At 47.1% G+C, this 25,406-nt stretch carries 23 protein-coding genes; 9 read left to right on the top strand and 14 right to left on the bottom strand.

All coding sequences use genetic code 11. The annotated features are described in order from the left end of the window. Positions 1-2 precede the first annotated feature (2 nt). Both ACZOTW_RS01220 and ACZOTW_RS01215 read right to left on the bottom strand, forming a co-directional pair. The gene (locus ACZOTW_RS01220) at positions 3-599 is read right to left on the bottom strand and encodes a pyruvoyl-dependent arginine decarboxylase (protein WP_177748804.1); all 597 of its coding nucleotides are present in this window, start codon (positions 597-599) and stop codon (positions 3-5) included. A gap of 30 nt (positions 600-629) precedes the next feature. After that, the gene (locus tag ACZOTW_RS01215) at positions 630-1,847 is read right to left on the bottom strand and encodes a carbohydrate porin (RefSeq protein WP_483997266.1); all 1,218 of its coding nucleotides are present in this window, start codon (positions 1,845-1,847) and stop codon (positions 630-632) included. 225 nt (positions 1,848-2,072) lie between these two features. On the opposite strand from ACZOTW_RS01215, the gene ACZOTW_RS01210 reads away from it, so the two are divergent. After that, positions 2,073-2,699: a hypothetical protein gene (locus ACZOTW_RS01210; RefSeq protein WP_483997265.1), complete on the top strand. Its 627-nt coding sequence runs from the start codon at positions 2,073-2,075 to the stop codon at positions 2,697-2,699. 5 nt (positions 2,700-2,704) lie between these two features. On the opposite strand, the gene ACZOTW_RS01205 is transcribed toward ACZOTW_RS01210, so the two are convergent. Next, positions 2,705-3,946, bottom strand: a complete 1,242-nt coding sequence (locus ACZOTW_RS01205; protein WP_483997264.1) for a DNA recombination protein RmuC — start codon at positions 3,944-3,946, stop codon at positions 2,705-2,707. A 111-nt stretch (positions 3,947-4,057) separates the two neighbouring features. On the opposite strand from ACZOTW_RS01205, the gene ACZOTW_RS01200 reads away from it, so the two are divergent. After that, entirely contained in the window at positions 4,058-4,369 is a 312-nt protein-coding gene (locus ACZOTW_RS01200) for a hypothetical protein (protein WP_177748796.1), read from the top strand. A 418-nt stretch (positions 4,370-4,787) separates the two neighbouring features. Here the strand turns inward: ACZOTW_RS01200 and ACZOTW_RS01195 are convergent, their stop codons facing one another. After that, positions 4,788-5,741: a hypothetical protein gene (locus ACZOTW_RS01195; RefSeq protein WP_483997263.1), complete on the bottom strand. Its 954-nt coding sequence runs from the start codon at positions 5,739-5,741 to the stop codon at positions 4,788-4,790. Positions 5,742-5,849: 108 nt separating this feature from the next. Beyond that, the gene (locus tag ACZOTW_RS01190) at positions 5,850-7,172 is read right to left on the bottom strand and encodes a Na+/H+ antiporter NhaC family protein (RefSeq protein ID WP_428045903.1); all 1,323 of its coding nucleotides are present in this window, start codon (positions 7,170-7,172) and stop codon (positions 5,850-5,852) included. A gap of 87 nt (positions 7,173-7,259) precedes the next feature. Here ACZOTW_RS01190 and ACZOTW_RS01185 point away from each other — a divergent pair, with 87 nt between their 5' ends. After that, a complete protein-coding gene (locus tag ACZOTW_RS01185) occupies positions 7,260-8,492 on the top strand; it encodes a competence/damage-inducible protein A (protein ID WP_483997262.1) in 1,233 nt (410 codons plus the stop codon). Positions 8,493-8,552: 60 nt separating this feature from the next. On the opposite strand, the gene ACZOTW_RS01180 is transcribed toward ACZOTW_RS01185, so the two are convergent. Genes ACZOTW_RS01180 through ACZOTW_RS01170 form a run of 3 tightly spaced genes read right to left on the bottom strand, consistent with a single transcriptional unit; the run spans position 8,553 to position 10,174 of the window. After that, positions 8,553-9,167: a hypothetical protein gene (locus ACZOTW_RS01180; protein WP_483997261.1), complete on the bottom strand. Its 615-nt coding sequence runs from the start codon at positions 9,165-9,167 to the stop codon at positions 8,553-8,555. A gap of 15 nt (positions 9,168-9,182) precedes the next feature. Further along, positions 9,183-9,590 (bottom strand): anti-sigma factor family protein, encoded by a 408-nt coding sequence (locus ACZOTW_RS01175; protein WP_483997260.1) that lies wholly within the window; start codon positions 9,588-9,590, stop codon positions 9,183-9,185. Beyond that, the gene (locus ACZOTW_RS01170) at positions 9,587-10,174 is read right to left on the bottom strand and encodes an RNA polymerase sigma factor (RefSeq protein ID WP_483997259.1); all 588 of its coding nucleotides are present in this window, start codon (positions 10,172-10,174) and stop codon (positions 9,587-9,589) included. Before ACZOTW_RS01170 ends, ACZOTW_RS01175 begins: the two co-directional genes overlap by 4 nt. A gap of 345 nt (positions 10,175-10,519) precedes the next feature. Here ACZOTW_RS01170 and ACZOTW_RS01165 point away from each other — a divergent pair, with 345 nt between their 5' ends. Next, complete coding sequence (locus ACZOTW_RS01165; protein ID WP_483997258.1) at positions 10,520-13,087, top strand: MFS transporter; 2,568 nt, start codon at positions 10,520-10,522, stop codon at positions 13,085-13,087. A gap of 386 nt (positions 13,088-13,473) precedes the next feature. On the opposite strand, the gene ACZOTW_RS01160 is transcribed toward ACZOTW_RS01165, so the two are convergent. From ACZOTW_RS01160 to ACZOTW_RS01145, 4 genes are read right to left on the bottom strand one after another with little or no spacing between them, the layout of a single operon-like run. Further along, positions 13,474-14,700 carry an ABC transporter permease gene (locus tag ACZOTW_RS01160; RefSeq protein WP_428041171.1) on the bottom strand — a complete coding sequence of 409 codons (1,227 nt, stop codon included), beginning with the start codon at positions 14,698-14,700 and terminating at the stop codon, positions 13,474-13,476. 1 nt (position 14,701) lies between these two features. Then, complete coding sequence (locus ACZOTW_RS01155) at positions 14,702-15,388, bottom strand: ABC transporter ATP-binding protein (protein ID WP_177748780.1); 687 nt, start codon at positions 15,386-15,388, stop codon at positions 14,702-14,704. 9 nt (positions 15,389-15,397) lie between these two features. Beyond that, on the bottom strand, positions 15,398-16,648 hold the full coding sequence (locus tag ACZOTW_RS01150; RefSeq protein ID WP_483997257.1) for an efflux RND transporter periplasmic adaptor subunit: 1,251 nt from the start codon (positions 16,646-16,648) through the stop codon (positions 15,398-15,400). A gap of 3 nt (positions 16,649-16,651) precedes the next feature. After that, positions 16,652-18,022, bottom strand: coding sequence for a TolC family protein (locus tag ACZOTW_RS01145; RefSeq protein ID WP_428044809.1), 1,371 nt, complete (start codon positions 18,020-18,022; stop codon positions 16,652-16,654). Positions 18,023-18,170: 148 nt separating this feature from the next. Between ACZOTW_RS01145 and ACZOTW_RS01140 the strand changes: the two genes are divergently transcribed. From ACZOTW_RS01140 to ACZOTW_RS01125, 4 genes are all read left to right on the top strand, one after another. Then, on the top strand, positions 18,171-18,503 hold the full coding sequence (locus tag ACZOTW_RS01140) for a DMT family protein (RefSeq protein ID WP_177748774.1): 333 nt from the start codon (positions 18,171-18,173) through the stop codon (positions 18,501-18,503). A gap of 9 nt (positions 18,504-18,512) precedes the next feature. Beyond that, positions 18,513-19,028, top strand: a complete 516-nt coding sequence (locus ACZOTW_RS01135) for a deoxycytidylate deaminase (RefSeq protein ID WP_428043191.1) — start codon at positions 18,513-18,515, stop codon at positions 19,026-19,028. 38 nt (positions 19,029-19,066) lie between these two features. Further along, on the top strand, positions 19,067-19,726 hold the full coding sequence (locus tag ACZOTW_RS01130) for a tetratricopeptide repeat protein (RefSeq protein WP_177748772.1): 660 nt from the start codon (positions 19,067-19,069) through the stop codon (positions 19,724-19,726). A gap of 78 nt (positions 19,727-19,804) precedes the next feature. Further along, complete coding sequence (locus tag ACZOTW_RS01125; protein WP_483997256.1) at positions 19,805-21,046, top strand: OmpP1/FadL family transporter; 1,242 nt, start codon at positions 19,805-19,807, stop codon at positions 21,044-21,046. A 77-nt stretch (positions 21,047-21,123) separates the two neighbouring features. On the opposite strand, the gene ACZOTW_RS01120 is transcribed toward ACZOTW_RS01125, so the two are convergent. Both ACZOTW_RS01120 and mutY read right to left on the bottom strand, forming a co-directional pair. Beyond that, positions 21,124-21,954, bottom strand: a complete 831-nt coding sequence (locus ACZOTW_RS01120) for a type IV pilin protein (RefSeq protein ID WP_483997255.1) — start codon at positions 21,952-21,954, stop codon at positions 21,124-21,126. A gap of 111 nt (positions 21,955-22,065) precedes the next feature. Then, complete coding sequence (gene mutY / locus ACZOTW_RS01115; RefSeq protein ID WP_483997254.1) at positions 22,066-23,076, bottom strand: A/G-specific adenine glycosylase; 1,011 nt, start codon at positions 23,074-23,076, stop codon at positions 22,066-22,068. Positions 23,077-23,619: 543 nt separating this feature from the next. Between mutY and ACZOTW_RS01110 the strand changes: the two genes are divergently transcribed. Beyond that, positions 23,620-24,330: a hypothetical protein gene (locus ACZOTW_RS01110; RefSeq protein WP_483997253.1), complete on the top strand. Its 711-nt coding sequence runs from the start codon at positions 23,620-23,622 to the stop codon at positions 24,328-24,330. Positions 24,331-25,406 lie beyond the last annotated feature (1,076 nt).

The following is a 25,406-nucleotide window of genomic DNA, read 5'->3' as shown; positions in this document are numbered from 1 at the left end:
GTTTATTTTACGTTTACAGGTTCTGCAAACTTAAAGTTCAAAAAGCCCATTACCGTTAAACAATACGCAAACGGCTGGGTGATATTGACGTAGTTGTGCCAAATTTGGAACTCGCTGTGCTTTTCCACGCCGCGTATTTTCAACTCGTGCCGCAAAGATTTATTGAGCCACATATGCGCGTGTCCCTCGGCAATTTCGTCATCAATGGGTGTATCAAAATACTCCACATATTCAGCCGCCCAGCCGCCTACCAAATTGCCTTTTTTGTCCTTTCCCCAGCACACGCCGACACCTGTGGCAATAGCCTTGTGGTCCTCTATGCGTGCGCCGTTTCCGGCCATAATCACTTCCAGCACCGCCCCGTGTTTAAAGTGGGAAGCCACCTTGTCAACGGGCAAAATATTGCCGTAAAGTTCCTTGGGCAGTACCGATGTATAAGGCACTACGTTAAAATTTTCTATCTTTGCTTGCAAAAGGGCCGAATCATAGCAAAATGTTTCAAACGGCTGGGGCGGAATACCGTCTGCCGCCTGCCCGGCCCCGCCAGAAATAAACGCCAAAGTTGGATAACGCGTTCCCAATACTAAATTATTTTCCATAGATACATCTCCTGTTTTTAATTTACCCCACTACAACATTATGGTTGTACGCAACCCAGCCACCGTTACGAACTCCTTGTCCGGGTTGGAAGCGGCCCGCGGATAAAATTGCACATCCGGCGTAACCGTTATAAATTTGCCAATGCCCCACACCCATTGGGCTTCCAAAACAACCTCACCCGAGCGCATATAGGGGGGATAATCCATCCCTTTTTTGCTCAGCCGGTTATACGCGGCCCCTATGATAATGGCGTCCTGCGTGTTGCGCTCTAACGGATTTAACCACGCGGCCCCCGCAGCATACGAAAGTTTGACGGGCGTAGCCCCGCCGGAGGAGCCGTTAGCCCGCCCGAAAAACGCTAATTTTTCGCCCATATTTTGCTGCATATTTACGGACCAGCCGTTTACATTTTCTTCCTGTCCCTCTACGGACGGCTGATAATAATACATCACGCCGTACTGGCCGGGATTACCCGCAAACTCTGGCGCCCATTGGACTGCACCAAACCCGGTATAAGCCCCACGGAACGCATCTTTTACGCGCAGTTGCGCACCGGAAAGATTGGTTGCATCCTGATAGCCGGCACTGAGTGTCCACGCGCCTGCTTGCGCCTGCATATACGCGCCGAGCGAGGCCGACGGATACGCAGACGACGCATTTTGCGCCAAGGAATAGTTCATTAATGCGGTTTGTTGGTTTGCAATATATTCCGTACCGTCAAAGTTATACAGCGGGAATTGCCCCAACGTAACCGACAGCCAGTCCAGTTCCCCAGGCAACGTATGCGTATAAGTCAGTTGAGAGAAGATTTCCTGGTTGGTGGAATAATCATTAAACGCTACGGCTGTTTTCACGCGATTTTGTATCGCGGCGGCCGAAGTTCCCCAATAGCGGATAAGATTATAGTTGAAGTTCACTTGGCCCGAACCGAAAGACGAATCTTTAAACAAGGACCAAGTAAGGTACGGGTAATAAATACCCTGCACCGCCGTCTGTTTGCCGGACGGGGCGCCGCGCTGCAAGGTGTAGGAAATATCGGCGCCAACTTGCAGGCCGAGTTTATCTTGCAGCAGTTGTTTTAGTTTAATGTGCCCCAACCGACAATCAGCGGATAAATCCTGTTCCAATTTTTGCCGGGAGGCAAGCCGCTGTTCGTGCTTAGCAGAAAGCGGCGCGGTATTTTGCGCGTTGGCGGCGGTAAAGGCTAAAATAAGCCCTGCCGCCAGTACGGTTTTTATACAGTTCATTGTTTACCCCCGTAAACGTTTCTGAACAAATTTAACGGATTGGTATCCGTCTTTGTTACAGTAGCAATACAGGCAAATTCCCGCAACGCCAAAAACAGATTAGTTTAAAAAGTCTCCGTCTGTGATATTAAAAAAACTAACCCCTTTTACGCGGTATAAAAAGTTTTTTAACCGGAAAAGCCATTTTTGGGGTACAATATATTTTCAAGGGGAGAAACTATACATATGCGACATCTTTTTGATTTTATTGACCCGATGCGAAAAGGCCCGCTTTTTCACCGCTACGGTTGGAAGGGGATTTTGTTTATTATGGTGGCAACGGCCTTATGTTATGCGTGGTTTAAAGGGCCGCACCATTGTCCGTTGGCGGGGATATTTTGGTTCTTTACTATCGGCATACACGAGGCCGGACACCCTATTTTCAGGTTTCTTTCCGGCGGAAATTTTATGTGGTCCATTTGGGGCGGTACACTTACCGAAGTAGGGGTACCGTTACTGGCGTATTTTTGTTTTTTGCGGCAAGGCAAAGAAATCCAGGCAGACGGCTGTCTGTTTTTACTTGCAGTAGCGTTTTATAGTGTGGGGCATTACACGGGGTGCAGTTTGGACCCGGTAATCACCCTATTAAACGCGGGGCCGGAAACGCTGCCGGACTGGGACTATATGCACAAATGGCTGGGAACCGAGGGGTACGAATACCAAATGCGCCAAGGGTTCTACCTGTTGAGCGCGTTTACCACCGCGCTGGGCACTTATTTATTTGCCACGCACTTTTGGGAGTGGAACAACCCCGACAAGCACAATTTTAACAACGATAACGACGGCTTGGACCGCTTTTTTATTACCCGGTAAAGGGATTATTTGTGAAGTTCTATGGGGGAGGACTTTTCACCGGTGTAAGCGTATCCCATAGATTTAACCAATTTTGCGTTCTTGGCGGTAAGCGGTACGCCGTACAAGTCCACAATGCGCTGGGCCACAGGCAAAAAAGCCCCGTTGTCGCCGTCTATATGGTCGCGGGCGATACGCACCTTTTCCGCCGCCTGCTTAACGGCCATTTCGGCCTTGGCGAAATTTACTAAAAATTCGTTAAATTTTTCCACCAGTTTTAAAATATCCTCTTTAAACCCTTCCATATAGGTATGTTGGCGGTCTATATCCCATAATTTGGACACCAATTTAAGCGTACTCATCAGCGACGTAGCCGACACGAGCGCAATATTATGCTTCCACGCCTCGTCCAAAATCTCAGGCGCGGCCTCTACGGCCGTCAAAAGTGCGCTTTCCGGGCAAACGAACATCAAGGTATAATCCGGTTGTATTTTTTCGCTTTGCGCCTGTTGCAAGGCGGGGTACTTTTTCGCGCTCAAATTGGCAATCGTATTTTTGATATCCTTTACGTGTTCCGCAAGCAGGGCGGCTTTTTCCTTAGGGTCTTGTGCGTGAAAATAGGCCGCGTAATGGTTGAAAATGGTCTTGGCGTCCAACATCAGCCACCGTCCGCCAGGCAAGGCGATTTTATAATCTACACGCTTGCTCGTGTTGCTATCCGTTACTTGCGGGAAATAATCCACCCCAACCTTTAACCCGGCCACTTCTAACAAACGCTTGACGGCTTCCTCTCCCCACGCGCCGCGCATAATAGATTCGCCCTTAATGGCACTCGTTAAATGAACGGCACTTTGGTCAATTTTTTCGGTGGATTTGATTACATCAGTCAGTCCCTTTTCCAGGCGGGCCTGTGCAGCAATATTTTGCCGCTCCATATCCGACACCTTTTTGACAAAGTCGTCCAAATGCTGGGATAAAGGGCGCAGAAGTTCGGTATTTTTGCTTTCTAATCCCTTGGTTTTATCGTCCAAAATTTTGGAAGCCACCTCGGCAAATTGCGCCTGATAAGTACCCGCCAAAGATTTAAAATGCTCCTCTACTAATTCTTTTTCCCGGCGGACGGAATTTTTTTCTTCCGTCAGTTTAGTGTTTTCCACCCGCAGGTCGGCATTTTCCGCACGCAACTTGGCAAGTGCGCCGTTATTCCGGGCGGCAAACAGCAGGCCCGCCAACACGGCTCCCGCCAAAAATCCCCATACCATATGCATATCAAAATCTCCTTTTGTATTTGATTTATTGTAGCAATTTTGAGAGAAACACTTGCACCGGCGGGGGAAAAGTTTTATAAAATATAAGAAACAACCAGTAAGGAGTATGCAATGAAAAAGACTATTTTACTCGCTTTTGTAACCGCGGTATTGGCTGCGGGCTGTGCTTCTACGGGCACCGCCACTTCCACCACCGCCACCCAACCAATGACGTTGGAGGAAGCCTTGCAAAAATCGGCTGAAACCCGCCAAAAACTGTTGGAAGCCAAACAATCTTACCAAAACGCGAAAACTGCGGCCGAAGTAGCCAGCGGCTCTAAAACGGCGGCAGATGTAGCCAAGGAAAAATTACAGCAAAAGGCTGACGAAACCAAAAAACAACTCCAAGCCGAAAAAGACGCTTGGGCCGAATTGCTGAAATAGTTGGGTTAGTAATTGCCGTCATCCTGGAAGGTTGTAGTCCAGGATCTGCCGTTACTCAAAAAAAGGAAAACAACAGATTCTGGACAGAAACTTTCCAGAATGACCTCTTTTTAAAAACCCCCCGGGGACTTTTTACTGTTCCCGGGGGTTTTGTTATCTATTAGGGGGCATTCCCGAGTGTGGGGCGGCCCGCAGGGTTCGGGAATCTGTTTTTGACGTGATTGTTCTCTTACAAAACGACAGATCCCCGACAAAAACCTTCGGGAATGACTACTAACTACCACAACATAACAAAACCTCTTATTTTTTACCCATATAAAAAGACCCGCAAATGACGACAAAAGGCCACTCCTTAAAAACATCAAAGAGCCCTAGGCACACACCTGGGGCTCTTTTCCTTTGGAACAATAAATAATATCTATTTTATAATCATATTATCCAGGCCCGTACCCGGAGAAACAGTGCCATCCTTGAAGCACTTGCAAGCACTATACTGCCCATAAATCACCTGTCCACAAGTATCATATTCACAGCAACAGCCCTGACTATTCTTGACTACATGCTGTCCTTGCGGGCACGAACAACTATCACCGGAACCACCACCACCGAAAGAAAGTTTACAGAAACAAGTGGTATAGTTCCAAGTACCACCAATTCTTTCACACTCACTGACCTTATCTGGATCACTCGTACAACCGCCACTGCCGCTGCCCTTACAGCCCGCCAAGGCCAAAAGTTTTACCTTTTGGTTGCTGCTTGTTATGCGGTCTTCCCATTTTAAGGTGCAGTCGCTAAGGGCCGAGCCCGTGTTGACGTGCGAAGATGTCGGCTGCGGAATATCGTTTCCCGCCAAGGTAAAGCCGTTCGTCGTCGCGCCCTCATAAAGGCTTGCATTTTCGGACCCGCTGACAGATAATTTATTCGCGCGCAACGTAGCCGCCTTTTGTTTTAAGCGGTTTACCGCGTCCAACGTGGCAATATAAGAATCGTTTTTAACCGTGGTCGTTCCGCCGTTTACATACACTTTATTTAAAAGTGCCGTAGGCGTGCCTGTATTGACAGCCTGATAATTAGTATAAGTATTGGCCGCCGCCCCGTGGATAGCCGTATTCGGCATATCAAGCGTAGAGCCGGACGCACCCACCACAGCGGGAACATTATAATTTAAATTAGGCGAACTTGCGCTCACAGTACCTCCGGAGCGGACCGTCATTGTATTGGCTTCAATACCGCCTTTTAAATTAGCCTTATCGGCTACCTTTAAATAGACGTAATCTCCCATACGCGACGGGTTATACGATACTGCGGAAATCATTTCCGCGGCCAAAGGACACGCTAAAAACAACGCTCCTGCAATTAACAATTTTTTCATAGATAACCCCTGTTGTATATTATGTTTATAATAGTATATTGAAAAAAAGTTAAAAAAGCAAGTAGCCACCCATTAAAAAGCCCCGTCCAAGCGGGGCTTTTTACAAAGTTATGCTTCCTGGGCGGCATTGGTTCCCATAGCGTGTTTGCGCGGGTAGCGCAGCCAAATGGCAAGCAACGCGCCAATGCCCAACAAATACGGATAATACAAATATTTCATAATGCTTACCGGGGAAACACCCGTCAAACTGGCGGCCATTAACAGTTGTGCCCCATAGGGAATAATCCCTTGCACAAAGCAGGAAAAAATATCCAACAAACTGGCCGCGCGGTTGGGGGCTATGTTAAAGCGCCCGGCAATTTCCTTGGCAATCGGTCCGGCCATAATAAGTGCTATGGTATTGTTAGCGGTGCAGAGATTGGCAAAACTAACCACACCCGCAATGCTCACTTCCGCCCCGCGGCGGGTGTGCAATTTGGCAGTCATCTTTTGGATAATCCACGCCAAACCGCCGTTATAGCGAATCATTTCCAGCATACCGCCCGCCAAAATGGTAACAATAATCAGTTCGCCCATTCCTGTAATGCCGTTGCCCATAGCGGTCGTCCAGCCCCAAATATTAAAAGCCCCCGTCAAAATACCGATAAGCCCGCACAACACCGTACCGCCCAACAAAACAATCATTACGTTTACGCCCATTACCGCCGCCGCCAACACGGCAAAATAAGGCAATACCTTTACCCACGAAATTTCGCCGGGGATAAAGACATTTTGTACGCCGCTGCCCATTAAAATATAGATAACCGTCGTCAAAATAGCAAAAGGCATTACGATAGCAAAGTTCGTGCGGAATTTGTCGGCCATTTTGCACCCTTGGGTGCGGGTGGCTACAATGGTAGTATCGGAAATAAAAGATAAATTATCGCCAAACATTGCCCCGCCCACCACCACCGCGGCCATAAGGGATAAAGGCAAGCCTGTTTGGGCAGACAGCCCCGCCGCCACAGGCGTAAGAGCCACAATCGTACCGACGGATGTGCCCACGGAAACGGAAATCACACAAGCCGCCAGAAAAATACCGGCCGCCAATACATTACCCGGCAAAATGGAAAGCGTCAAATTGACCGTAGCGTCCACCGCGCCCATCGCTTTGGCGGTTTGTGCAAAGGCTCCCGCCAAAATAAAAATCATTACCATTAACATAATGTTGGCATTGGCCGCCCCCTTGCAAAACAGTTCAATGCGGTTATGCACAGAGCCGCCCTTGCTCATCCAAACGGCTACAATAGAGGACAATACAAATGCCACCGTAATCGGCATTTTGTAAAAATCGCCCGCCACTACGGAAACGGCTAAATAAGCGATTAAAAACACACCCAAAGGCACTAAGGCCCAGACATTAGGGGTAATGGTATTATTTTCGGTTTTCATAAGCATTTCGCGGAAAGTCCGCTTTTTTATATTGTATAAAATATAGACCCTCTGTATCTTTTTAGCCGAAAATCATACAATACACTTATGAAAGCCGCTATTATTACCATTGGAGACGAGATTCTTCTCGGCCAGATTTTAGACACCAACTCCCGCTATTTGGCGCGGGGTTTGGCACAAATCGGCACGGAAACGGTAAAAATGCTGTCCGTAGCCGACGAACGCACCGAAATTTTACGCGCAGTAGAGGAAGGTTTTTCAAATGCGGATATCGTGTTGGTAACGGGGGGATTAGGCCCGACCAAGGACGATTTAACCAAAAAAGTTTTGGCGGAATACTTTGGCACTACGCTTGAATTTAACCCGCAGGCTTATGCGTGGCTGGAAGAAATGTTCGCCGGACGCCCGGAACGGATGAACGAATACAATAAATCCCAGGCGGTTTTGCCAAAAAGTTGCACACCCTTGCGCAATTTAAAGGGCACAGCCAGCGGAATGTGGTTTGAAAAAGGGGGAAAAGTGTTAGTTTCTCTGCCCGGAGTGCCGTTTGAAACGGAATATTTGTTCCCGGCGGAGGTTTTACCGCGTTTAAAAGCCAAATTTAAGGACGGGCTTTTGCGCTACCGTATGGTTACCGTTTTTAATATCCCGGAAGCGGAACTTGCAATGAAATTAGCCGCGTACGAGGAAACGCTGCCCGCCGGAATCGGCCTGGCCTATTTGCCGTCTGCGGGCTTTATCCGTTTGCGCGTAACCGCAAAAGGGGAAGCGGTGGAAAAACTGGATACTTTTTTTGAGGCGCTTTTAAAGGCGCTTTCCGGCCTTACCTTTACAATAGCGGACAATGCTTCTGCCGAAGACGATTTTGCCCGTCGCCTGCGCAAAAGCGGCGTTACGGTAGCGTGCGCGGAAAGTTGCACAGGGGGAAATATCGCTCATTTAATTACGGCCGTTCCCGGTTCCTCGGCTTATTTTTTAGGCGGTGTGGTATCGTATGCTAACGAGGTTAAAAAGCGCGTTTTGGGCGTTCGTGCGGAAGATTTGCAAAAGCTTGGGGCAGTAAGCGAGCCGGTAGCCGTGCAAATGGCGCAAGGCGTGCGAAAAATAACCGGGGCCGATTTTGCCGTTTCCACCACGGGCATAGCCGGGCCGGACGGGGGAACGGATGAAAAACCGGTCGGCACCGTGTGGATTGGCGTAGCCGGGCCCAAAGGGGCGTATGCGCAAAAATTCTTATTTGCCCGTACGCGCGAGCGCAATATAGGCAAAGCCTCTATAAAAGCCCTGCAACTGTTATTAGAAGAAATTGAAAAAAAATAACTTTTCGTCTAGTGAAAAACACCCGGAGAAAATTCTCCGGGTGTTTTTTGTTGCGAATAATTATCGGGCAGCGGGCGGTTCCGGCATAGGCGGAGAAGGCAATTCTCCGTTCTCTCTGCCGTCTGGCGCAAGGTTCGGTCCAGGCATCGGATGGCCTTTCGGCGCGGGGCCCATTTCGCGCTCATCAAACAACGCATCCAAATCGCCGTCGTCATTAATCAAGTCGTTGGTTTTATGTTCCACCCACGCTTGTTTGTCTTCGGCTGTTTTTTGGCGGGCAAGGCCTGCTTCCATACGGGCCAAGCGGTCCTTAAATTTAGACAACTGTTCCTCTTTAAATTTCAGTTGTTCCTCGCGGATAGAAGCCACAAAGGCGGCTATTTCGGCTTTTTTGGCATCTTTCTTTTTGCCGGGCTTTAATTTCTTATACTCTTCCACCAGTTTTTCGGCTTTCTCTTCGGTAGCGCGCATCTTGGCCTTGTGTTCCTTGCGGGCCTTTTTAAACTCGTCCCGGCGCGCTTCTTTATCTCCGTGGCGCGGCCCCGGTTTTACGCGGGCTTCTTTGGCCGCTTTGCAACGGCAATTTTCAGCGCCGTCTTGGCACGGGCAAGTCCCCTCGGCAAAGGCCGGGGCACACAGTGCCGCCAAAAGAGAAACTAACAGCAATTTCTTCATATTTCTTCCTCCTATTTAAAAGTCCTCTTCAAACAATTCCAAATCGCTTGAAAAGTTTTGGTAGTCTTCGTCCAGGTGCTCGCTCATATACGCAACAATTTCCGTTGTATCAAAAGCGGCTCTGTCCGGGTGCAGGGTAGCCAGTAAGAAGAAAATTCCTACCCCCAATACGGCAGTACCTGCCAGGGCCGTTTTCCACACGGCCCAAAAGGATATTTTTTTGCGGGTTGTTTTGGCAAACAACTCCTCCACCACCACACCGGGAGCGGCGGGGGGAATAAGCGCTTCTTGCGTTTTATTTAACAAGGCCACTTCCGCGCGGCAGGAAGCACACGTTTTAAGGTGCGTTTCAAAAGCGGTCTTTTCGTCTGCCGTTAATTCCCCTGCGGCATACAAAATTGCCTTTTCACAAGTATTATTCATAAATTCACCCCTTCCGTATGTTCTGCCAGCAACTGCTGTAATTTTTTTACTGCCCGGTGGCAATCGGCTAATACCGTACCTAACGGGCGGTCCAGCACTTGCGCAATTTCTTTAAAGGACATATATTGCCTTAGGTACACCATTTCCCGCTGGCGGGGCGGGAGCATTAACGCAGCCCGGCGGATTTGTTCCAGCGTTTCCTGCCCGGATAACTCGTCTAACAGCGGACGTTCCCCGTCCGGCAGAGTCTCGTGCAAAAAAGCATTTCCTTCTTCATCCGTCTGGTCCAGGGAGGCCAATTTATCGCTGTCCCTAAAAAAATTCAGCACTTTATTGCGCGCCGTTAAAAATAACCAAGACTTAAATTTCCCGCGCGACTCGTATTTATCCGCGTGCTTGAAAAACGAAATAAACACCTCTTGAAACAAATCACCCGCCGCGCCTTCATCCTGAACCATACCCATAACATATTGGTAAAGTTGGTTTTTATAGCGCAAGACCAAGGTTTCAAAAGCAACGCCGGAGCCGGCCCGGAACAGGCTGACAAGTTCATCATCCGTACGCTGCGCTAAATTAACTTCCATACTACTATAACCCCCAAAGGTCTTTTTTTATTGCACTTATATTACTGTACAAAAATTGCCTGCTTTGCGTCATACAAAAAAAGATTGCACACTTTTTAAAAAAATTGCTAAAATAAAAAGGTCGTTTTTTTAAAAGGATAAAAAAGTAATGATTTTTAACTCTTGCTCCACTACGTCTATTAATAAACCGTCCGTGCTAAACCACATTAGCGCGGAAATGTTTATTATGCGTAAGACGGGGAGCGGAGTTTGTATAAGATAGTATATTTTTATTTTTTAATACAAACCCGCACTTTTAAAAAGAGCGGGTTTTTTTATTTACAAAAAAGAGGAAAAAGAAAGATAATGAACAAAGTTATAGCATCGCTGCTTAGTATCACCTTAGTTGCCTTAAATACAGTATCGGCCTATTCGCAAGTACCTTTAAAGGGGGCAAAAGGCTTCCGTGCCGCCAGCAAAGTAAAAGTTACCCTGCCGGTTTCCTCTTTTTCCGTAAAAATCCCGGCTGCTGCCGCCGTCAATACCGCTAAATTAGGCTCCACGCTGGCCCGCCTGGATACGCAAGCCCGCGTGTCCCAACATTTAACTGCGCCGCAAATCCGCCAGCGTGTGCAAGCCGGACACTTGCAAGACATTTCCGCCCGCATTTTGGCCTATCCGCAAGCCGCCGAACGCGCCGCTTTACTGCGTGAAGACTTTGCCCAGGCCGCCTTGGGCCAGCATATTCCCGATGAACAACTGGCACAAGCGCTTACCTTTTGGCGCACCGATTTAGCCAATGTTTCTCCGCAAACTGTACAAAATGCCCTTGCAGATGCGGCGGCTATCGGCCTGTTTGGAAGCAAGCAAGATGCCGTGCTTTTAACCGCCCTTTACCGCAAAACCGCCAACAGCGAATTGGAAGGCGTTGCGGCTTGCGTAGTTGCCAAAGCGTTACTGAAACTGCAAGCCTATGATTCTTTTGCGCCGTTTATTAAAGAAGTTAAAACCCAAACTGCCGTAGCGGGTGCAGTAGAATACGCGCGGGAAATGGGGTTATCCGTTCCGTCAGTAGAAGGACAAGCACAACAGACGCCTTATAACCTTAAAAACGCGGGGAAAATCACCCTTTTAGCCGCTAATCCCACCAAGCAAGCCGTGGCCGAATATGTGGCTTTAACACCCCAAAAGGCTCCTGTATCGGGCATGCAGGCGCAGAATCTTGCTCCTGCTTTTAGCCAGGTGGAACTCCCCGCGCTTGATTTGCCAATGCCTTCGCTTGCCGTTGCGCAGGCGGAAACATTCGCCCAATCTGATGTTGAGGCCGCTCCTTTAACCGCTTATCAGCGCGGTGCAAAAAAAGCCTTGCAAGCCCGCCGCGCCGCCGCACAACAGACAAGTTCCGTCAGTTTTTTAGGCCACAGCCAAAACACGGATGACAAAAATGCCTTGTATGGAGGACTCCCGGTTCCCGCACTGTGGAAAGCCGCAAAAAAATTGGCGGGGGGAGTAAAAAAACTTTTTACTAAAAAAACCGCCACGCAGGCTGCGCTCCCGGCTCAGCCGCAAGCCTCCACGTTCGTCCAACGGGCCAGTTTATATCTGTCTTCGTTTGTGGTAGGGCTGGAAGTAGCCACCCCGGTTATTGCGAACTTTGGCACGAGTTTCGGTCTGTCGTTAGAGGATAATATTTTGGTAGCGGCAGCCACCTATTTCCCTTATTCCGTAGGTTCGTTTTTATCTAACTGGTTAAAAGAAAAAATCGGCCGGAAAGCCTCGTTAAATGTGGGTCTCGGCCTGTTAGGCGCGGGCTTTACCGCAGGGGTTGCCCTGCTTGGACTTAATGGCAACTTTGTACCGTGGCAAGATGCTATGGCACACTTTTATTCCATTTTGGGCTGTATTATGGCAGCCAGCACGGGCGGTGTGTTTGTGCATAATGCTATCGGCCCGATGATGACAGAAATCAGTGCGGGGGAAAGCGAACTCGTCCGCCAAAAAAGAAACGCGAACACCGAATTAGGCCGCGCGATGGGTATGGCCGCTTCGTTTGCGTTCCCGTTTATTGCCACTAAACTGTTGGCGCAAGATTGGAGTTTCACTTTTGCGATGCCTATTCCCTTGGTGGCGGCCGCCGCGTTGGGACTTAATTTAGCCAAAATCCCCAACTCCAAACCGCAGGTTGCCGTACCGCAAGCCAAAGCCGGCAGCGAAGCAAAAACAGGTAAATGGGCGGCCCTTAAAAACAATGCCTATGTGAACCTGTTTAAAGAGGAAAAGGGCGTAGCCGCGCTACTTGCGGGACTTTTTGTAATGAACGCCGTGGAAACCTGTTTTAGCAACGGATTTTTATTCCTGCTCCCGGGCTTAACTAACGACCCGTCCGCCCAATACCTTTTTGGTTTGGCACAGTTTGCCGCACCGTTCTTACTGGGACGGTATTTGGCCGGAAACTTTTTAAAATGGTTTCCCAAACACAATATGAGCATTGCCACCTTGTTATCGGCGGTGGGGGGAATTGTGGCCCTTCCGTTAGCAAACGACGCATACGCGCTGACGGCGGCTTTGTTTGCGGCAGAGGTGGGCATTTCCACCGCATTTACGCTGGCTTTTGCCCGCACGGCTAAAAATACACATACGCAGGACCGTGTCATTTCGCTCATTGTGGCGAGTGCGGTTTCCTGCGCGTTGGGACCTATGCTGTTTAGCAATTTGGCACAAAACTTAATGGATGCGGGGATTTTTTCCTCTGCCGGAGCCACCACGGCGGCGTTAATTGGCGTACCGTCTGTATTGGCTTTGCTTTCTGCGGGGCTGTTCCTGAAACTGGAAAGAAACCAAGCCGGCACGGCACTCAATACGGCAACCGGAAAAAACACCTCACCGAATTGGCTTAAAAAAATAGCAAATTATTTTGGCGGAAAGAAAAAATAAGCAAGTTAAAACCCCCTTGGGTATTCCCAAGGGGGTTTTTAATGGAATTTGTTACATTTACACTTCTTTAAAGAAAAAGGAATAAAGCGGAACCTTTATAAAAATAGTAAAGACGGATAAACAGCATCGTTTTCCGCTTATGTAGTTGCTGTTCGCTGTTGCCGTTCGCCGTTAAGGCCGCCCGTGCGTTGCAGATAAAAGTGGTTGAAAGGCTCTTTGCCGTTAAGCGGGTCTTGCCCGTTTATAAAAGGCGTATAAGGCGGAAAAGTATTTTTAGTTGTTTGAACCCGTAAGGGTGAGTTGTAAAAATACCCGCCGTTACTGCCTTTTATGGGCACCGACCCGCCACTCTTTTTCGTTCTTTTTCTTGTGCAAGAAAAAGATATTTACTCATAACGCAGCGCATCTATCGGTGTAAGTTTAGAAGCCTTGTAAGCGGGGTAAAACCCAAAGAAAATACCCGTCGCCGCAGAAAACCCTACCGCCAAAAGCACAGCAGAAATATTCAGATCCGCCGGAATAGACGAGTTTGCCGCCACTAATAAAGTAATTCCAACCCCTACGATAATGCCTATCAGCCCGCCAATGCAAGAAAGCGTAACCGATTCTACCAAAAACTGCATACAAATATCCCAACCGGTCGCGCCGATAGCCATACGGATACCAATTTCGCGCGTGCGCTCGGTAACGGACACAAGCATAATGTTCATTACGCCAATACCGCCCACAATAAGGGACACCGCGCCAATCGCGCCCAAGAGCAAACTCATTGTTTTGCCCATTGTTTTGGCCTGTTCAATAAACGAGGCGAAATCGTCCAACTGAAAATCATCCTTGGCAAGCGGGTGAATACGGTGCGTATTACGCACGGCATTTTGGATATCCACCTTGGTATTTTCAATCGTGTTAAAATCGGCTACCTTAATAACCACGCGGTCCAGGGCGCGGCGGTTAGAACTGTTCCACCCCGCGTTCATTTTTACCTTGCCCGTGGTATAAGGAATCAGCGCACCTTCGTCCATATCAAAGCCCATACCGCTCTGCCCCGTTTTCTGCACCACACCCACCACTTTAAAAGGGATATTGTCCAGCACCACTGTTTTTCCCAGCGGGTCCACATCACTAAAAATCGTCTTGGCGGCGGAAGCACCGATAACCATTACCTGCGCATATTCCGAAATTTCCTTTTCGGTAAACTGCCGGCCCGATTCTATCGGCCAATCGTACGTTTTAAAAATATCGGTGTCCGTAGCCAACACGCCCAAGGATACGCTGGTATTGCGGTATTTTACATCAAAACCCGTACTAATGTAGGGGGCGGCGGCGGACACGCCGGGCACTTCGCGGATAGCGAGTACGTCATCCATGGTTACGTCTTTGGGGGAGGAGATACTTTCGTCCAAATCCCAGGGTTGGCGTAAAAACAAAATATTCGTGCCAAAGCGGGAAACGCTGTCCGACACGCTCTTTTGCGCCCCGGAGCCGACGGCTAACATTGTAATTACGGCAGACACCCCGATAACAATGCCCAAACTCGTCAGCGCGGCGCGCATTTTGTTGGCAAAAATCGCTTTGAGCGAAATCTTAAAAATAGAGTAGAAGGAATCCCACATATTATTTTTGAACCTCGTCGCTTATTTTTTCGCCGTCTTTAAATTTAATCAGGCGCGAAGCGAACTCGGCAATGTCCGGCTCGTGCGTGATTAAAATAATGGTTTTACCCATTTCTTTATTAAGGCGCGTAAATAAATCCATTACCTCAATACTCATTTTGGTATCCAGATTACCCGTCGGCTCATCGGCAAAGATAATCGGCGCATCACACACCAAACTGCGCGCAATAGCCACACGCTGCTGCTGTCCCCCCGAAAGTTGGTTTGGCAAGTGGAAAGCCCGTTTTTCAAGGCCCACCGCCTTCAAAGCCGCCAAGGCCTTTTCACGCCGCAAGTGGGCGGGAGTGTGATTGTAAATCATCGGCAATTCTACATTTTCCACCGCGGTTGTACGCTTAATTAAGTTAAAACCCTGGAACACAAAGCCAATTTTGCGGTTGCGCACCCCGGCCAATTTGGATAAGTCCGTCGCCGTTACGTCTATACCATCCAAAATATACTTACCGCTCGTCGGCTTATCCAAACACCCCAAAATATTCATAAAGGTTGATTTACCCGAACCGGACGGCCCCATTACAGCTACAAATTCGCCCTTTTCTATGGACACGCTCACACCGTTCAGCGCGCGGACTTCCACGTCGCCCAGTTTGTAAATCTTGTACAAATTCTGCGTATCAATCAGCGCCATAGTTTGCTCCTAGCGGCGTCTGCCGGGGCGCGGCGGGCGCATACTATCCGTAGAGCCGGACGCTTTCAAATCGTTCTCGCCCACGACCACCAAATCGCCCTCTTTGATATTGCCACCGGTAATTTCGGTGTTTTTGGTGGCAATAATACCGATTTTCACGTCCACGCGTTCCAACTCTTGCCCGGGTTCCATTTTCCACACGCCCGTATTTTCGTATTTTTGCGTATTGGTGGAGGGGGAGAAACGCAAGGCTTCGTTCGGCACAAGCAAAACATCTTTTTTATCCGTGGTGCGGATAGTAAGAGTGGCCGTCATACCGGGTTTTAAGCGCAAATCGCTGTTGTTCACATCAATCACTACGGTATAGGTAGTGCTGGACGAGGAAGACGAAGAAGATGAACTTGAACTTGAACTGTCCACATAGTTGGTACGCACTTGGCGGACCGTACCGTGGAAGGTTTCTCCCATATAACCGTCCAAGGTAAAATCAGCCGTTTGGCCGGGTTGTATTTTAACGATATCCGCCTCGGACACTTTGGCCTCAATCTGCATTTTAGTTAAATCTTGCGCCACCACAAACAATTCCGGGGTGGAGAATCCGGCAGTAATGGTCTGCCCTTCGCTTACTTTGCGCGTGAGTACCATACCGTCAATAGGGGATACGATTTTTGTATTGGATAAATCCTTTTCCGCCGTTTCCAAATTAGATTGCGCCTGCACCACCTGCGCCTGGGCGGAATTTAAACTGCTCTTGGCGTTTACAAAGGCCAGTTCGTATTCCTCCAAGTTTACCTTGGAAACATAGTCCTTTTCATACAAAGCAGAATAACGCTCGTAATTCTTTTTTGCCAAGCGGTAGGAAACCTCGGCCGACGATAAACTTTCCTTGGCGGACGATAAGCGCGCCTTGGCCTCGGCCAACGAAGCCAAAATTTGGGTTTGGTCAATAACGGCCATTAAATCGCCTTTTTTTACTTGGCTGTTGTAATCCACATAAATCTTTAAGATCTCGCCGGAAACCAACGCGCCGACTTCCGTGGTGTTCACGGGATTAATCGGGCCGGAGGCTTCCACAATATCCACGATATCTCCCTTTTTCACTTCCGCCGTTTTAAACAGCGGGGCAGGCGGCGGAGCAAAGAAATACGCTTTTACTGCCCACACAGCGGCAACCACTACCGCCAAAATAAGGAGTTTCTTCCACCAAGAAAGGTGCCAAAATCCTTTTATCATCCGTTTAAAAATATTTTCTTTTTTCATAAATTAATTCGTCCCCATTGCTTGTTTCAAATCTGCTACCGCAGAGGCATAATCGTAGCGGGAAGTCAGCAGGCTGAGTTCCGCATCCGTATAAGCCACCTCGGCATCTTTTAGTTCAATCACATCACCGATTCCTTCGTTATAGCGGCCTTGCGCAAGTTCCAGGTTTTCCTTGGCCTTTTCCACATTTAATTCCGCTATTGGGATACTTTCCGCCGCTTCCTGCATTTTAATATACGCGCTTTGTACTTCCAAAAATACATTATTAAGCAAACTGCGGTTATCATTTAGCGTATTTTCTAACGAAATTTTGGCTTGCTTCACACCATTATACGTTTTAAAAGCGTTAAAAATAGGCCACTCCACTGCGGCTAAAAGTTTGGTATCCTCGTTATCCAAATAGAAATCGTCGCCGCTTTTGGTATAACCCGCCGACAAGGAGAAGGTGGGGAAAAAGCCCGCCTTGGCCTGGTTTAATTTAATTTGGCTGATACGCACGTCCGTGCGGGCGGATTCCACGTCCGGGCGGTTGGCGTAAGCCGTTTGGACGGCTTCGTCAAATGTTTTATCAAATTTTTCAAACGAAGCAATCTCCGCAACCTTTAATACGTCCGGCACCGTAATTCCCAAAGAATTAGCCAAATCAGCCGAAGCGGTTTTCACCAGGTTTTTTGCGCGGATTAAACGCAATTCTTCGTTATTTAAATTTACTTCTGCCGTCGTAACATCCACCTTGGGGCGCAAGCCCAATTTGTAATAGGCTTCGGCACGTTCGTACTGGTCCTTATACAAATCGCGCGACTTGGTGCGTATTTCAACCGCGCGCGAAGCAGACAAAAGAGCATAATAATTCTTTTTAACCGTACGGATTAAATCGTTTTTAACGCTTTCCAAATTTAATTTGCCCTGCTCTACCACCAATTTTTGCGTTTTAATATTGCGGGCAATATCCGTAACTCCGCTGATAGACAAACTGGCCTGAGCATATACATTTGTATCGCCGTGGTCCGTACGGGGGGAAGACCCCACCTTTTGCACCGTATAGCCTTGGCTGGCACCAACAGAAGCCGTTGGCAAAAATTCGGACTTGGCCAAATTTAAATTTACCTCGGCATTTTGCAACTGTAACTGAGCCGCCACCGCCTTGGGGCTGTTGGCAATGGCCAGTTGTATGCAGTCATCCAGCGAAAGTTCCCGGGTGATATCCGGCAGGGGCTTTCCGTCCGCCCCGCGCGGTGTCATAAGCGGGGTGGTATTTTGGACAGTATTCTGCGTGGTTTGGGGGGCCGGTTCCACAGGCGCAATTACAGTTCCGTGCGCCCAAGTACCACCCAAAAAGCAGGTAAAAAGAAGTAAATAACGAGAATATTTCATACTTATATTATATAAATTCCCTTGTATAGTTAAGCGGCCCCACATAAAGCGCCGCCAGTTGTAGAACACCAAAAGATAGCATTTTATTGCACTTATTTTTATGAGGGGGGGTAAAACGCTTCCAAAAGTGATAATATATATAAGGAATATGTGGAAACCTATTATTTTGCTTTGTGCCTCCAACCTGTTTATGACGATGGCTTGGTACGGACATTTAAAATTTAAAAATAAAGCCCTTTGGCTGGTTATTTTGGCCAGTTGGGGGATTGCATTTTTTGAATACTGCCTGCAAGTACCCGCAAACCGTATTGGCAGCAATTATTTCTCGGTTACGCAATTAAAGGTAATGCAAGAGGTCATCACGCTGGCCGTTTTTGCAGGCTTTTCGGCGGTTTATTTTAAAGAAAGTTTTAAGTGGAACCACCTGGTTGGTTTTCTCTGTTTGGTGGCGGCGGTATTTTTTGTATTTAAAAAATGGTAAGATAGCCCTATGAAGAATAAACACCGGCTGTTTATTAAAATGGCGGAACTGGTGGCCGATCAGTCCACTTGTTGCCGTTTGCAAGTAGGCGCGGTTTTGGTAAAGGACAACCGCGTAATCAGTATGGGATTTAACGGTACTCCCACCGGGCAACGGCATTGTGAAGAAAATTTCCGCGCCGTTTATGAGGCCCACTACCGGGATAAATTCCCTACTTATATGGATTTTGTTGCCAGCCGCACCTTTTACGATTTACACGGCAAATGGTCCATTGAAAATGAACTCCACGCCGAACAAAACGCCATTTCCTTTGCCGCCAAAAACGGCATTGCTACCTTGGGTGCTTCGGTATATGTTACCTGGTCCCCTTGCGTACATTGTGCCAAGGTAATTGTCAGCGCGGGCATTAAAAAAGTGTTTTATAAAAACCAGTACGACCGCAGCCAGGAAGGTATTTATTTCCTTTCGCGCAACGGGATTGAGTGCCGCCAACTTACAGAGGAAGATATCGCCGCCAATCCCTAGGCTTTATGTTCCGGCCCGATATTTACTATAATAAAGATATGACTAAAAAAATTACTGCTCCTGTTGAAGAAAAAGATTTTATTTTGTCGTTCATTACCTCCACCCTGGATTTTTGCAAACAAAACAAAAAGGGTGTTTTGACGGCTCTCGGTATTTTGGTATTGGCCGCCGTTATCGGTTTTGCGTACAGCACGCACGTTAAAAACGTAACCGAGAAATCTTGGGCCTCCTATTATGCCGCGCAAGTGCAAGTATTGGGCGGAAACCAAGAGGAAGGCTTTAAACAGATTGACGCGCTTAATGCGGCTTTTCCGGGTTCGGCGGCGGCACAATATGCCCAACTTTTTAAAGGCGATATGCTCTACGCCAGCGAAAACTTTGCCCAAGCGGCCGACGTATATAAACCGTTAACAACCGCAGCCAATGAATCTGTTTACACCGTTGCCTCGCTCTCTTTGGCCGCCAGCCAGCAAGCCGCCAAAGATTACAAGGCTGCCGCAGAAGAAATGAATAAGTTTATCAGCAAAAATCCGAAAAGTTTTGCTTTGCCGCAAGCCTATTTTACATTGGCAATGAGCCAGGAACTGGCCGGCAACAAAACAGAAGCGTTAAATGCCTATAAACACTTGGCGGAAAACTATGCCAAAACCTATTTTGGCAGTGTCGCCAAGGATAAAATGAAAGAATTGCAGAAATAGTTTTGCCGCACACCCCGCCGCTATTATCCGGCGGGGTTTTTTATGTAATTCGGGGAAACCCGTAAAATAAGGAGATGTATGTTAAAAAAGTTATCCGTCGTATTGATGTTATCCGTCCTGCTTGCCGATTTGTCTTACGGCGCCGGATTTGCCTTGTATGAATACAGCGCCCGCGGTACCGCTATGGGCGGCGCCACTGTGGCAAACAAGGCAGAGCCTGCCTCTTTGGCTGTGAACCCTGCGCTCATCACCGAACTGGACGGCACCCAGGCCCAACTGGGTCTTACCGTCGTAACCGCTAATGCCAAAACCACCGTTGCCGGACAACAGCGCGGATTAAAAAATGACGTTTGGTATTTGCCCAATTTTTACGTTACCCAAAAATGGAGCGACCAAGTGTCCGTAGGATTAGGCGGATTTTCCCGCTATGGTTTGGGGGGGGAATATGATGATCCCGTTGAAATGTGGCTGGGCAGCAATTTAGCCTATAAAGTAAAACTGGAAACCTTTTCCTTTACCCCAACGATTGCCGTAAAAGCCAATGACGAATTTTCCGTGGCTATGGGCCTGGAAGCAATGGTAATTGGTTTTACCCAAAACTCTTATTCTAACTTAGCCGCCACTGCCGGTATCGGGGACCCCAATTCCCAATACGAAATCAGCGGTTCCGGCGTAAGTTGGGGGGGAAACTTCTCCTTTATCTACCGCCCCGAGTGGGCCGAAAAATGGTCCTTGGGCGCTATGTACCGCACCAAGGTAAAACAAAAACTGAACGGACGCATTAATGCCAACGGCAATACTATTACTCTTATCAACATCCACGGCGCAGATGCAGAGGGGGCTATTACCCTGCCCGATAGTTTGACGGCGGGTGTTTCGTTCCGCCCGACGGAAGATTTGATTTTGGAAGCCGGAATCGTGGGTACCTTTTGGAGCGCATACGACCAAATTCTTATCCAATATAAAGACAGAGAATCTAGCCCGGTTATCCGCAACCAGAAAAAATATCAAGATACATACCGCTTAAATTTTGGGGCGGAATATAACCTGAACCCCAACTGGGCCGTCCGCGCGGGCTATGTGTTTGATAAATCGCCTATTAACAAGCACGAAATGGACACCCTCGTGCCGGTGGACGACCGCCATATTGCCAGCGTAGGTGCGGGCTATCATAACGACACTTGGAGTGTGGACTTGTCCTACTCGCACATTTTTGCCCGGAGTTTGAGCGGAAGATCGGAACAACTGCAAAATTTACCGATAAAATACACCGACGGCAGAAGTGATATGTACGGCATAACCGTTGGCTATAAATTTTAGTTGTATTGTGTTGTACCCGTTAACAAACCCGCCCTTTTCGGGCGGGTTTGTTGTTTTATCAAAAAGCGAAATTTTGCTTACGGCATTATATACCACCCATTAGAGGCCGACAGTTCATGTATCGCCACCGTAGTTTGCACGCCACCCAAACTTTTAATTAATTTATAGTTTGGATGATAAATGTTTCCTCCCGCGCAAACAGTTTTTCCCGGAAGTTTGGGGGAGTGGTCCAAGTGAATAATGCAACGTAAATTAAGGCTTGTCTCAACTACATCAATATCGTCGTATCCCTTGGAAGCATAAGGCCTCCCCCCATTATAATCAATAGCAAAACCGTCGCACCGCTGTTGGTCGTGCCCCTTGGGGGAACAACCTGCAATATCTATATCTACACCGTCCAAGGTATCGGGCGGATATTCGCCATTAGCCAAATAATATGCTTCCAACGCCGTCTTTAATGGGCGCAAAGTCATCATTATTTTTTGATACCGAGCCTTTCCAACAGCCACTTTGTATTGCGGCACCGCTACTGATGCCAAAATTCCAATAATCAGCACGACAACCAAAAGTTCTATTAAGGTAAAACCACGGGCAGTAGTGTAAAAAACATTAGGCGTGCAGGAGTGCGTAGTTAAGCCGTCATCCCGTAGTGTCTTTATACGGGATCCGTTGTTGTCGTTGTCATCCCAGGCGTGGACCTGGAATCCAGTCTGTTTATTAGAGAAACTCTTTGTTTTATTTCTGGATTCCGGGTTCCCGCCCGAATGCGGGCCCCGGAATGACAACAAAGATAACGCCAGTTCCCCGAACGCTCCGCGTCGGTAATTCCTCGGGAATGACAAAGAAAAAAATTGTTTATTCCAACCTCTTAATAATCGGCCTAATCGGCTCATACGCACATTTTTCATTATTCCATTCCTTTTTGATAAATTTTGCTACAACTCAAAATTTATCAAAAAAAAAACGAGTCAAGCCCTTTTACATTAGCCGGCCCAAACAAACAGAGTTTTTAGCAAAAATTACAACAACCCGGCTTTTTCTAGTAGTTTTTGCACCAGGCGGGATACCGCGTATTTCTTTACATCTTTGGCGGGCACGCGGATAAAATTCTCCGGCACGGGGAAAGAGGGGGGAAGTGTAACTTTCCGCAAGTCCGCATAAATCACGCGGTGGGAAAGAACGTGTTTGATGGGTTCCGCCAACAACTCGGGCTTTTTAAGCCAAGCCACCTTGGGCAATGCGTCTGCGTCGGCGGAAGTTTCCAAAAGAGGGGGTTCGTACAAATTCTGCCAAATATCACCCGCCCCGCGCCTATGCAGCCAAGCATCTTTGCCTTGCTCTACATATATATAGTGAAAATAGCGCGAAGAAACTTTTGTTTTTTGCTGTTTGACGGGAAAATTCTCCACCCGCCCGTGCAAGTGCGCCTGACACCGGTCCGCCAACGGGCAAAGCAGACATTGAGGGGAAACCGGCGTGCAAACCGTCGCGCCAAAATCCATTATGGCTTGGTTGTAATCGTCCGGGTGGGTTTTATCAAGCAACTTTTGGGCAAGGGCGGAAAATTCTTTCTTACCCGCAGGAGAGTCTATGGGTGTCTGTATTTCAAATATGCGCGACAGCACCCGATAGACATTTCCGTCCAATACAGCATAGGGCATTTTGTAGGCAAATGAGCAAATCGCCGCGGCGGTATAGTCGCCCACACCTTTCAGCGCACGGACCCCCTCGTAGGTGGAGGGGAAAACACCTTGCATACTTTTGGCGGCCGCGTGCAAATTCCGCGCGCGGGAGTAGTACCCCAAACCTTGCCAATATTTTAGCACTTCGTCCTCATCGGCCTCGGCCAACGCGGCAGGGGTTGGAAAGCGCTCGGTAAAGCGCATATAATAGGAAAGCCCCTGCGCCACGCGGGTTTGTTGCAAAATAATTTCGGAAAGCCAAATCAAATACGGATTCCGCGTGTGCCGCCACGGCAAATCACGCTTATTTTGCTGGTACCAAATTAACAGAGTCTTTGCCAAATTCATATTATTGTTATTTTACAAATTTTATAGCGAATTTGTTTTCTTGCAAATTCACATTTAATTTTGCAATTTTAACTTTATCAATCTTATTACAAGCCCGTTTATTAAACTTTTTGACCGTTAGGTATTTTTATTGTTTTTAAAGATAGAAAATTCATTTTTTGCATCGTTTTTGCTTTTTGAATTTTGTTTTTCTAAAAATTGATTGTCAAAAAGAGGGCGCTTTTTTGCCAAAGACCTGTGCAGAATAAACGATTTTTTTAATAAGGCTGTTTATAAAAAAACTAAGTTCAAGACATATATTAGATTTTTTTGATTTTCAAAACACAAAACGAGGGGGATTTTTGGGCTGAATTTAGCAAAAAATGTGCTAATCTGGGATAATTTTTAGTCATTTTCTCGTCGTAGAATAGGGGTTATACACAAGATTTGTCATATAATCGACATAAAATAGCAACTGTTGACATATGTCAAAAAATTATTTATTATATGTCATATCCGGCGGATAACTCCGGTGGATAACTTTATGGCAAGGTGGGGATAACTATGTCGGGAGATAGCGAAAAAATCTTAAAAATACGGTTCCGTTTTCCGGGCGGAGAGGAGTTTGAAGCCGAGGGAAGCCGGGAATTTATTGAGCAACAGCGCAATTATTTTCTAGCCCTAATAGGAAAGAAGATATCTGGGCCTGCCTCCTCTGCTATCCCGGCGCCGCGTAAGCGCACCACTTATCCGCTGACAGGCGGCCCAAAACCCACCGCATCCCAAACCGTACCGGAGTCGCCTTTATTTAGCCCGACTGATATTCCTCAAACCGCCACAAACGCGCCAACGCCTCTACCACCCTTATCCAGCGTACCTCCGGCCTTGCGTGGGGAGACTGCGTTGCAGGCAGATATGCCACTTGCGGATATTCCGCAACCTGTACGTTTGTGGGAACAACTTTTAAAAGAGGAGGGGGATATTGTGGTTCTGCGCCGGAAAATGCGTTTAAGCGCGGCAGAAGCCGCTTCGTTACTTGTGGCGGGGGCGCGCGTATTATTAAAAAAGCCAAACTATCCGGCCTTGCACTTGTCCCAATCAATGCGGAAATCTGGCTTTGATGAGGGGCGGCTGGACCGTATCTTGGCCCCGGAAATCCGCAATGGACATCTGGCAAGCGATGGCTCCAAGCGTTCCCGCACCTACTGGCTAACTAATGAAGGGTTTGCCAAAGCGTTCGTTTTGGCTGAAAAATTAGCCAAAGAATTATTGTAAAAACAACCTTTTAAAGGAACAGGCCTTTTTTATATTGATATTATAAAGTATGCCTAGAATATTTTAGGAATATTGGGGATTATTTTTTGGGGGGTGTTATAAAAAATAATTTTAAATTTAAAAGTACTTAAATTTTAAGTATTTTTATTTTTATATATATTTTTTCTATTTTTTATTCCTGTTTTCCCCTAAAAAGAGCAAATTTATAAATTCTACTAAACATTATCAGATTTTTCACACTTACTTTGCTTGCAAAAACTAATTATTTATCCACTCAATCAGCAGCAAAAATGTGGGTAAATAGCACAAAGATTTTGTCATAAAAAGGTCTTTCATTTTTGCGTTTGGGGGATTATTTGCCCGCTTTAAACAACTAACGATAATTTTTATTATGTTAATTAAAGTATAGAAAAAACGCAAAAATAATATCCTATACTTTTTATTAAAATATTTTGTTTTATACTTTAATTTTAAATATTTTTTTAAGTAAACTAATTTTTATTTTAGATATTGTTTGTTAGCAGAAAACACCTCGTAAATATCTTCTAAAATCCGCATTATTTTTGCTTACGGAAAACCTATTTCCGGCACTTATTTTAGGATTAAAAACCTGTTTTTCCAGTTTGTTTTGGGCACGCAAAATCTTACTTAAAAATCATTTTAAGAGCTTTTCCCCACCCCCTTTTTAAAATCTTGAAAAACGACCAGTTTTTGCAATTTTTACTTTTTGCAATTTTTTTATTTTTTTAACTTATTTTTGCAAAATGCCCTAAAACGATTTTAGGATACTTAGGATATGAGGTAAATTGAAAAACAACACTACTTATTTTCATATTTTTAGTATAAAATAAAAAATGCTTAAATTTTAACAACTTTTAAAAACGCCATCTATTTCGTTTTTAGGGGTATCTACATATCCCCCTTTTTGAAATAGCGCGTTTTAGCGCATTTTAAATTTCAAACAAAGAAACAAAAGGAAAGAGATGAGGCTGGGCTGGGCTGGGCTGGGCTGGGCTGGGCTGGGCTGGGCTGGGCTGGGCTGGGCTGGGCTGGGCTGGGCTGGGCTGGGCTGGGCT

This window comes from Candidatus Avelusimicrobium sp., assembly GCF_056976295.1.
The sequence above is the reverse complement of the archived record's forward strand: the minus strand, read 5'-3'. Positions and strand labels throughout refer to the sequence as shown.

Coding starts and splice junctions, on each gene's coding strand:
- ACZOTW_RS01220 (WP_177748804.1), bottom strand. CDS start 599: ATGGAAAATAATTTAGTATTGGGAACGCGTTATCCAACTTTGGCGTTT.
- ACZOTW_RS01215 (WP_483997266.1), bottom strand. CDS start 1,847: ATGAACTGTATAAAAACCGTACTGGCGGCAGGGCTTATTTTAGCCTTT.
- ACZOTW_RS01210 (WP_483997265.1), top strand. CDS start 2,073: ATGCGACATCTTTTTGATTTTATTGACCCGATGCGAAAAGGCCCGCTT.
- ACZOTW_RS01205 (WP_483997264.1), bottom strand. CDS start 3,946: ATGCATATGGTATGGGGATTTTTGGCGGGAGCCGTGTTGGCGGGCCTG.
- ACZOTW_RS01200 (WP_177748796.1), top strand. CDS start 4,058: ATGAAAAAGACTATTTTACTCGCTTTTGTAACCGCGGTATTGGCTGCG.
- ACZOTW_RS01195 (WP_483997263.1), bottom strand. CDS start 5,741: ATGAAAAAATTGTTAATTGCAGGAGCGTTGTTTTTAGCGTGTCCTTTG.
- ACZOTW_RS01190 (WP_428045903.1), bottom strand. CDS start 7,172: ATGAAAACCGAAAATAATACCATTACCCCTAATGTCTGGGCCTTAGTG.
- ACZOTW_RS01185 (WP_483997262.1), top strand. CDS start 7,260: ATGAAAGCCGCTATTATTACCATTGGAGACGAGATTCTTCTCGGCCAG.
- ACZOTW_RS01180 (WP_483997261.1), bottom strand. CDS start 9,167: ATGAAGAAATTGCTGTTAGTTTCTCTTTTGGCGGCACTGTGTGCCCCG.
- ACZOTW_RS01175 (WP_483997260.1), bottom strand. CDS start 9,590: ATGAATAATACTTGTGAAAAGGCAATTTTGTATGCCGCAGGGGAATTA.
- ACZOTW_RS01170 (WP_483997259.1), bottom strand. CDS start 10,174: ATGGAAGTTAATTTAGCGCAGCGTACGGATGATGAACTTGTCAGCCTG.
- ACZOTW_RS01165 (WP_483997258.1), top strand. CDS start 10,520: ATGAACAAAGTTATAGCATCGCTGCTTAGTATCACCTTAGTTGCCTTA.
- ACZOTW_RS01160 (WP_428041171.1), bottom strand. CDS start 14,700: ATGTGGGATTCCTTCTACTCTATTTTTAAGATTTCGCTCAAAGCGATT.
- ACZOTW_RS01155 (WP_177748780.1), bottom strand. CDS start 15,388: ATGGCGCTGATTGATACGCAGAATTTGTACAAGATTTACAAACTGGGC.
- ACZOTW_RS01150 (WP_483997257.1), bottom strand. CDS start 16,648: ATGAAAAAAGAAAATATTTTTAAACGGATGATAAAAGGATTTTGGCAC.
- ACZOTW_RS01145 (WP_428044809.1), bottom strand. CDS start 18,022: ATGAAATATTCTCGTTATTTACTTCTTTTTACCTGCTTTTTGGGTGGT.
- ACZOTW_RS01140 (WP_177748774.1), top strand. CDS start 18,171: ATGTGGAAACCTATTATTTTGCTTTGTGCCTCCAACCTGTTTATGACG.
- ACZOTW_RS01135 (WP_428043191.1), top strand. CDS start 18,513: ATGAAGAATAAACACCGGCTGTTTATTAAAATGGCGGAACTGGTGGCC.
- ACZOTW_RS01130 (WP_177748772.1), top strand. CDS start 19,067: ATGACTAAAAAAATTACTGCTCCTGTTGAAGAAAAAGATTTTATTTTG.
- ACZOTW_RS01125 (WP_483997256.1), top strand. CDS start 19,805: ATGTTAAAAAAGTTATCCGTCGTATTGATGTTATCCGTCCTGCTTGCC.
- ACZOTW_RS01120 (WP_483997255.1), bottom strand. CDS start 21,954: ATGAAAAATGTGCGTATGAGCCGATTAGGCCGATTATTAAGAGGTTGG.
- mutY (WP_483997254.1), bottom strand. CDS start 23,076: ATGAATTTGGCAAAGACTCTGTTAATTTGGTACCAGCAAAATAAGCGT.
- ACZOTW_RS01110 (WP_483997253.1), top strand. CDS start 23,620: ATGTCGGGAGATAGCGAAAAAATCTTAAAAATACGGTTCCGTTTTCCG.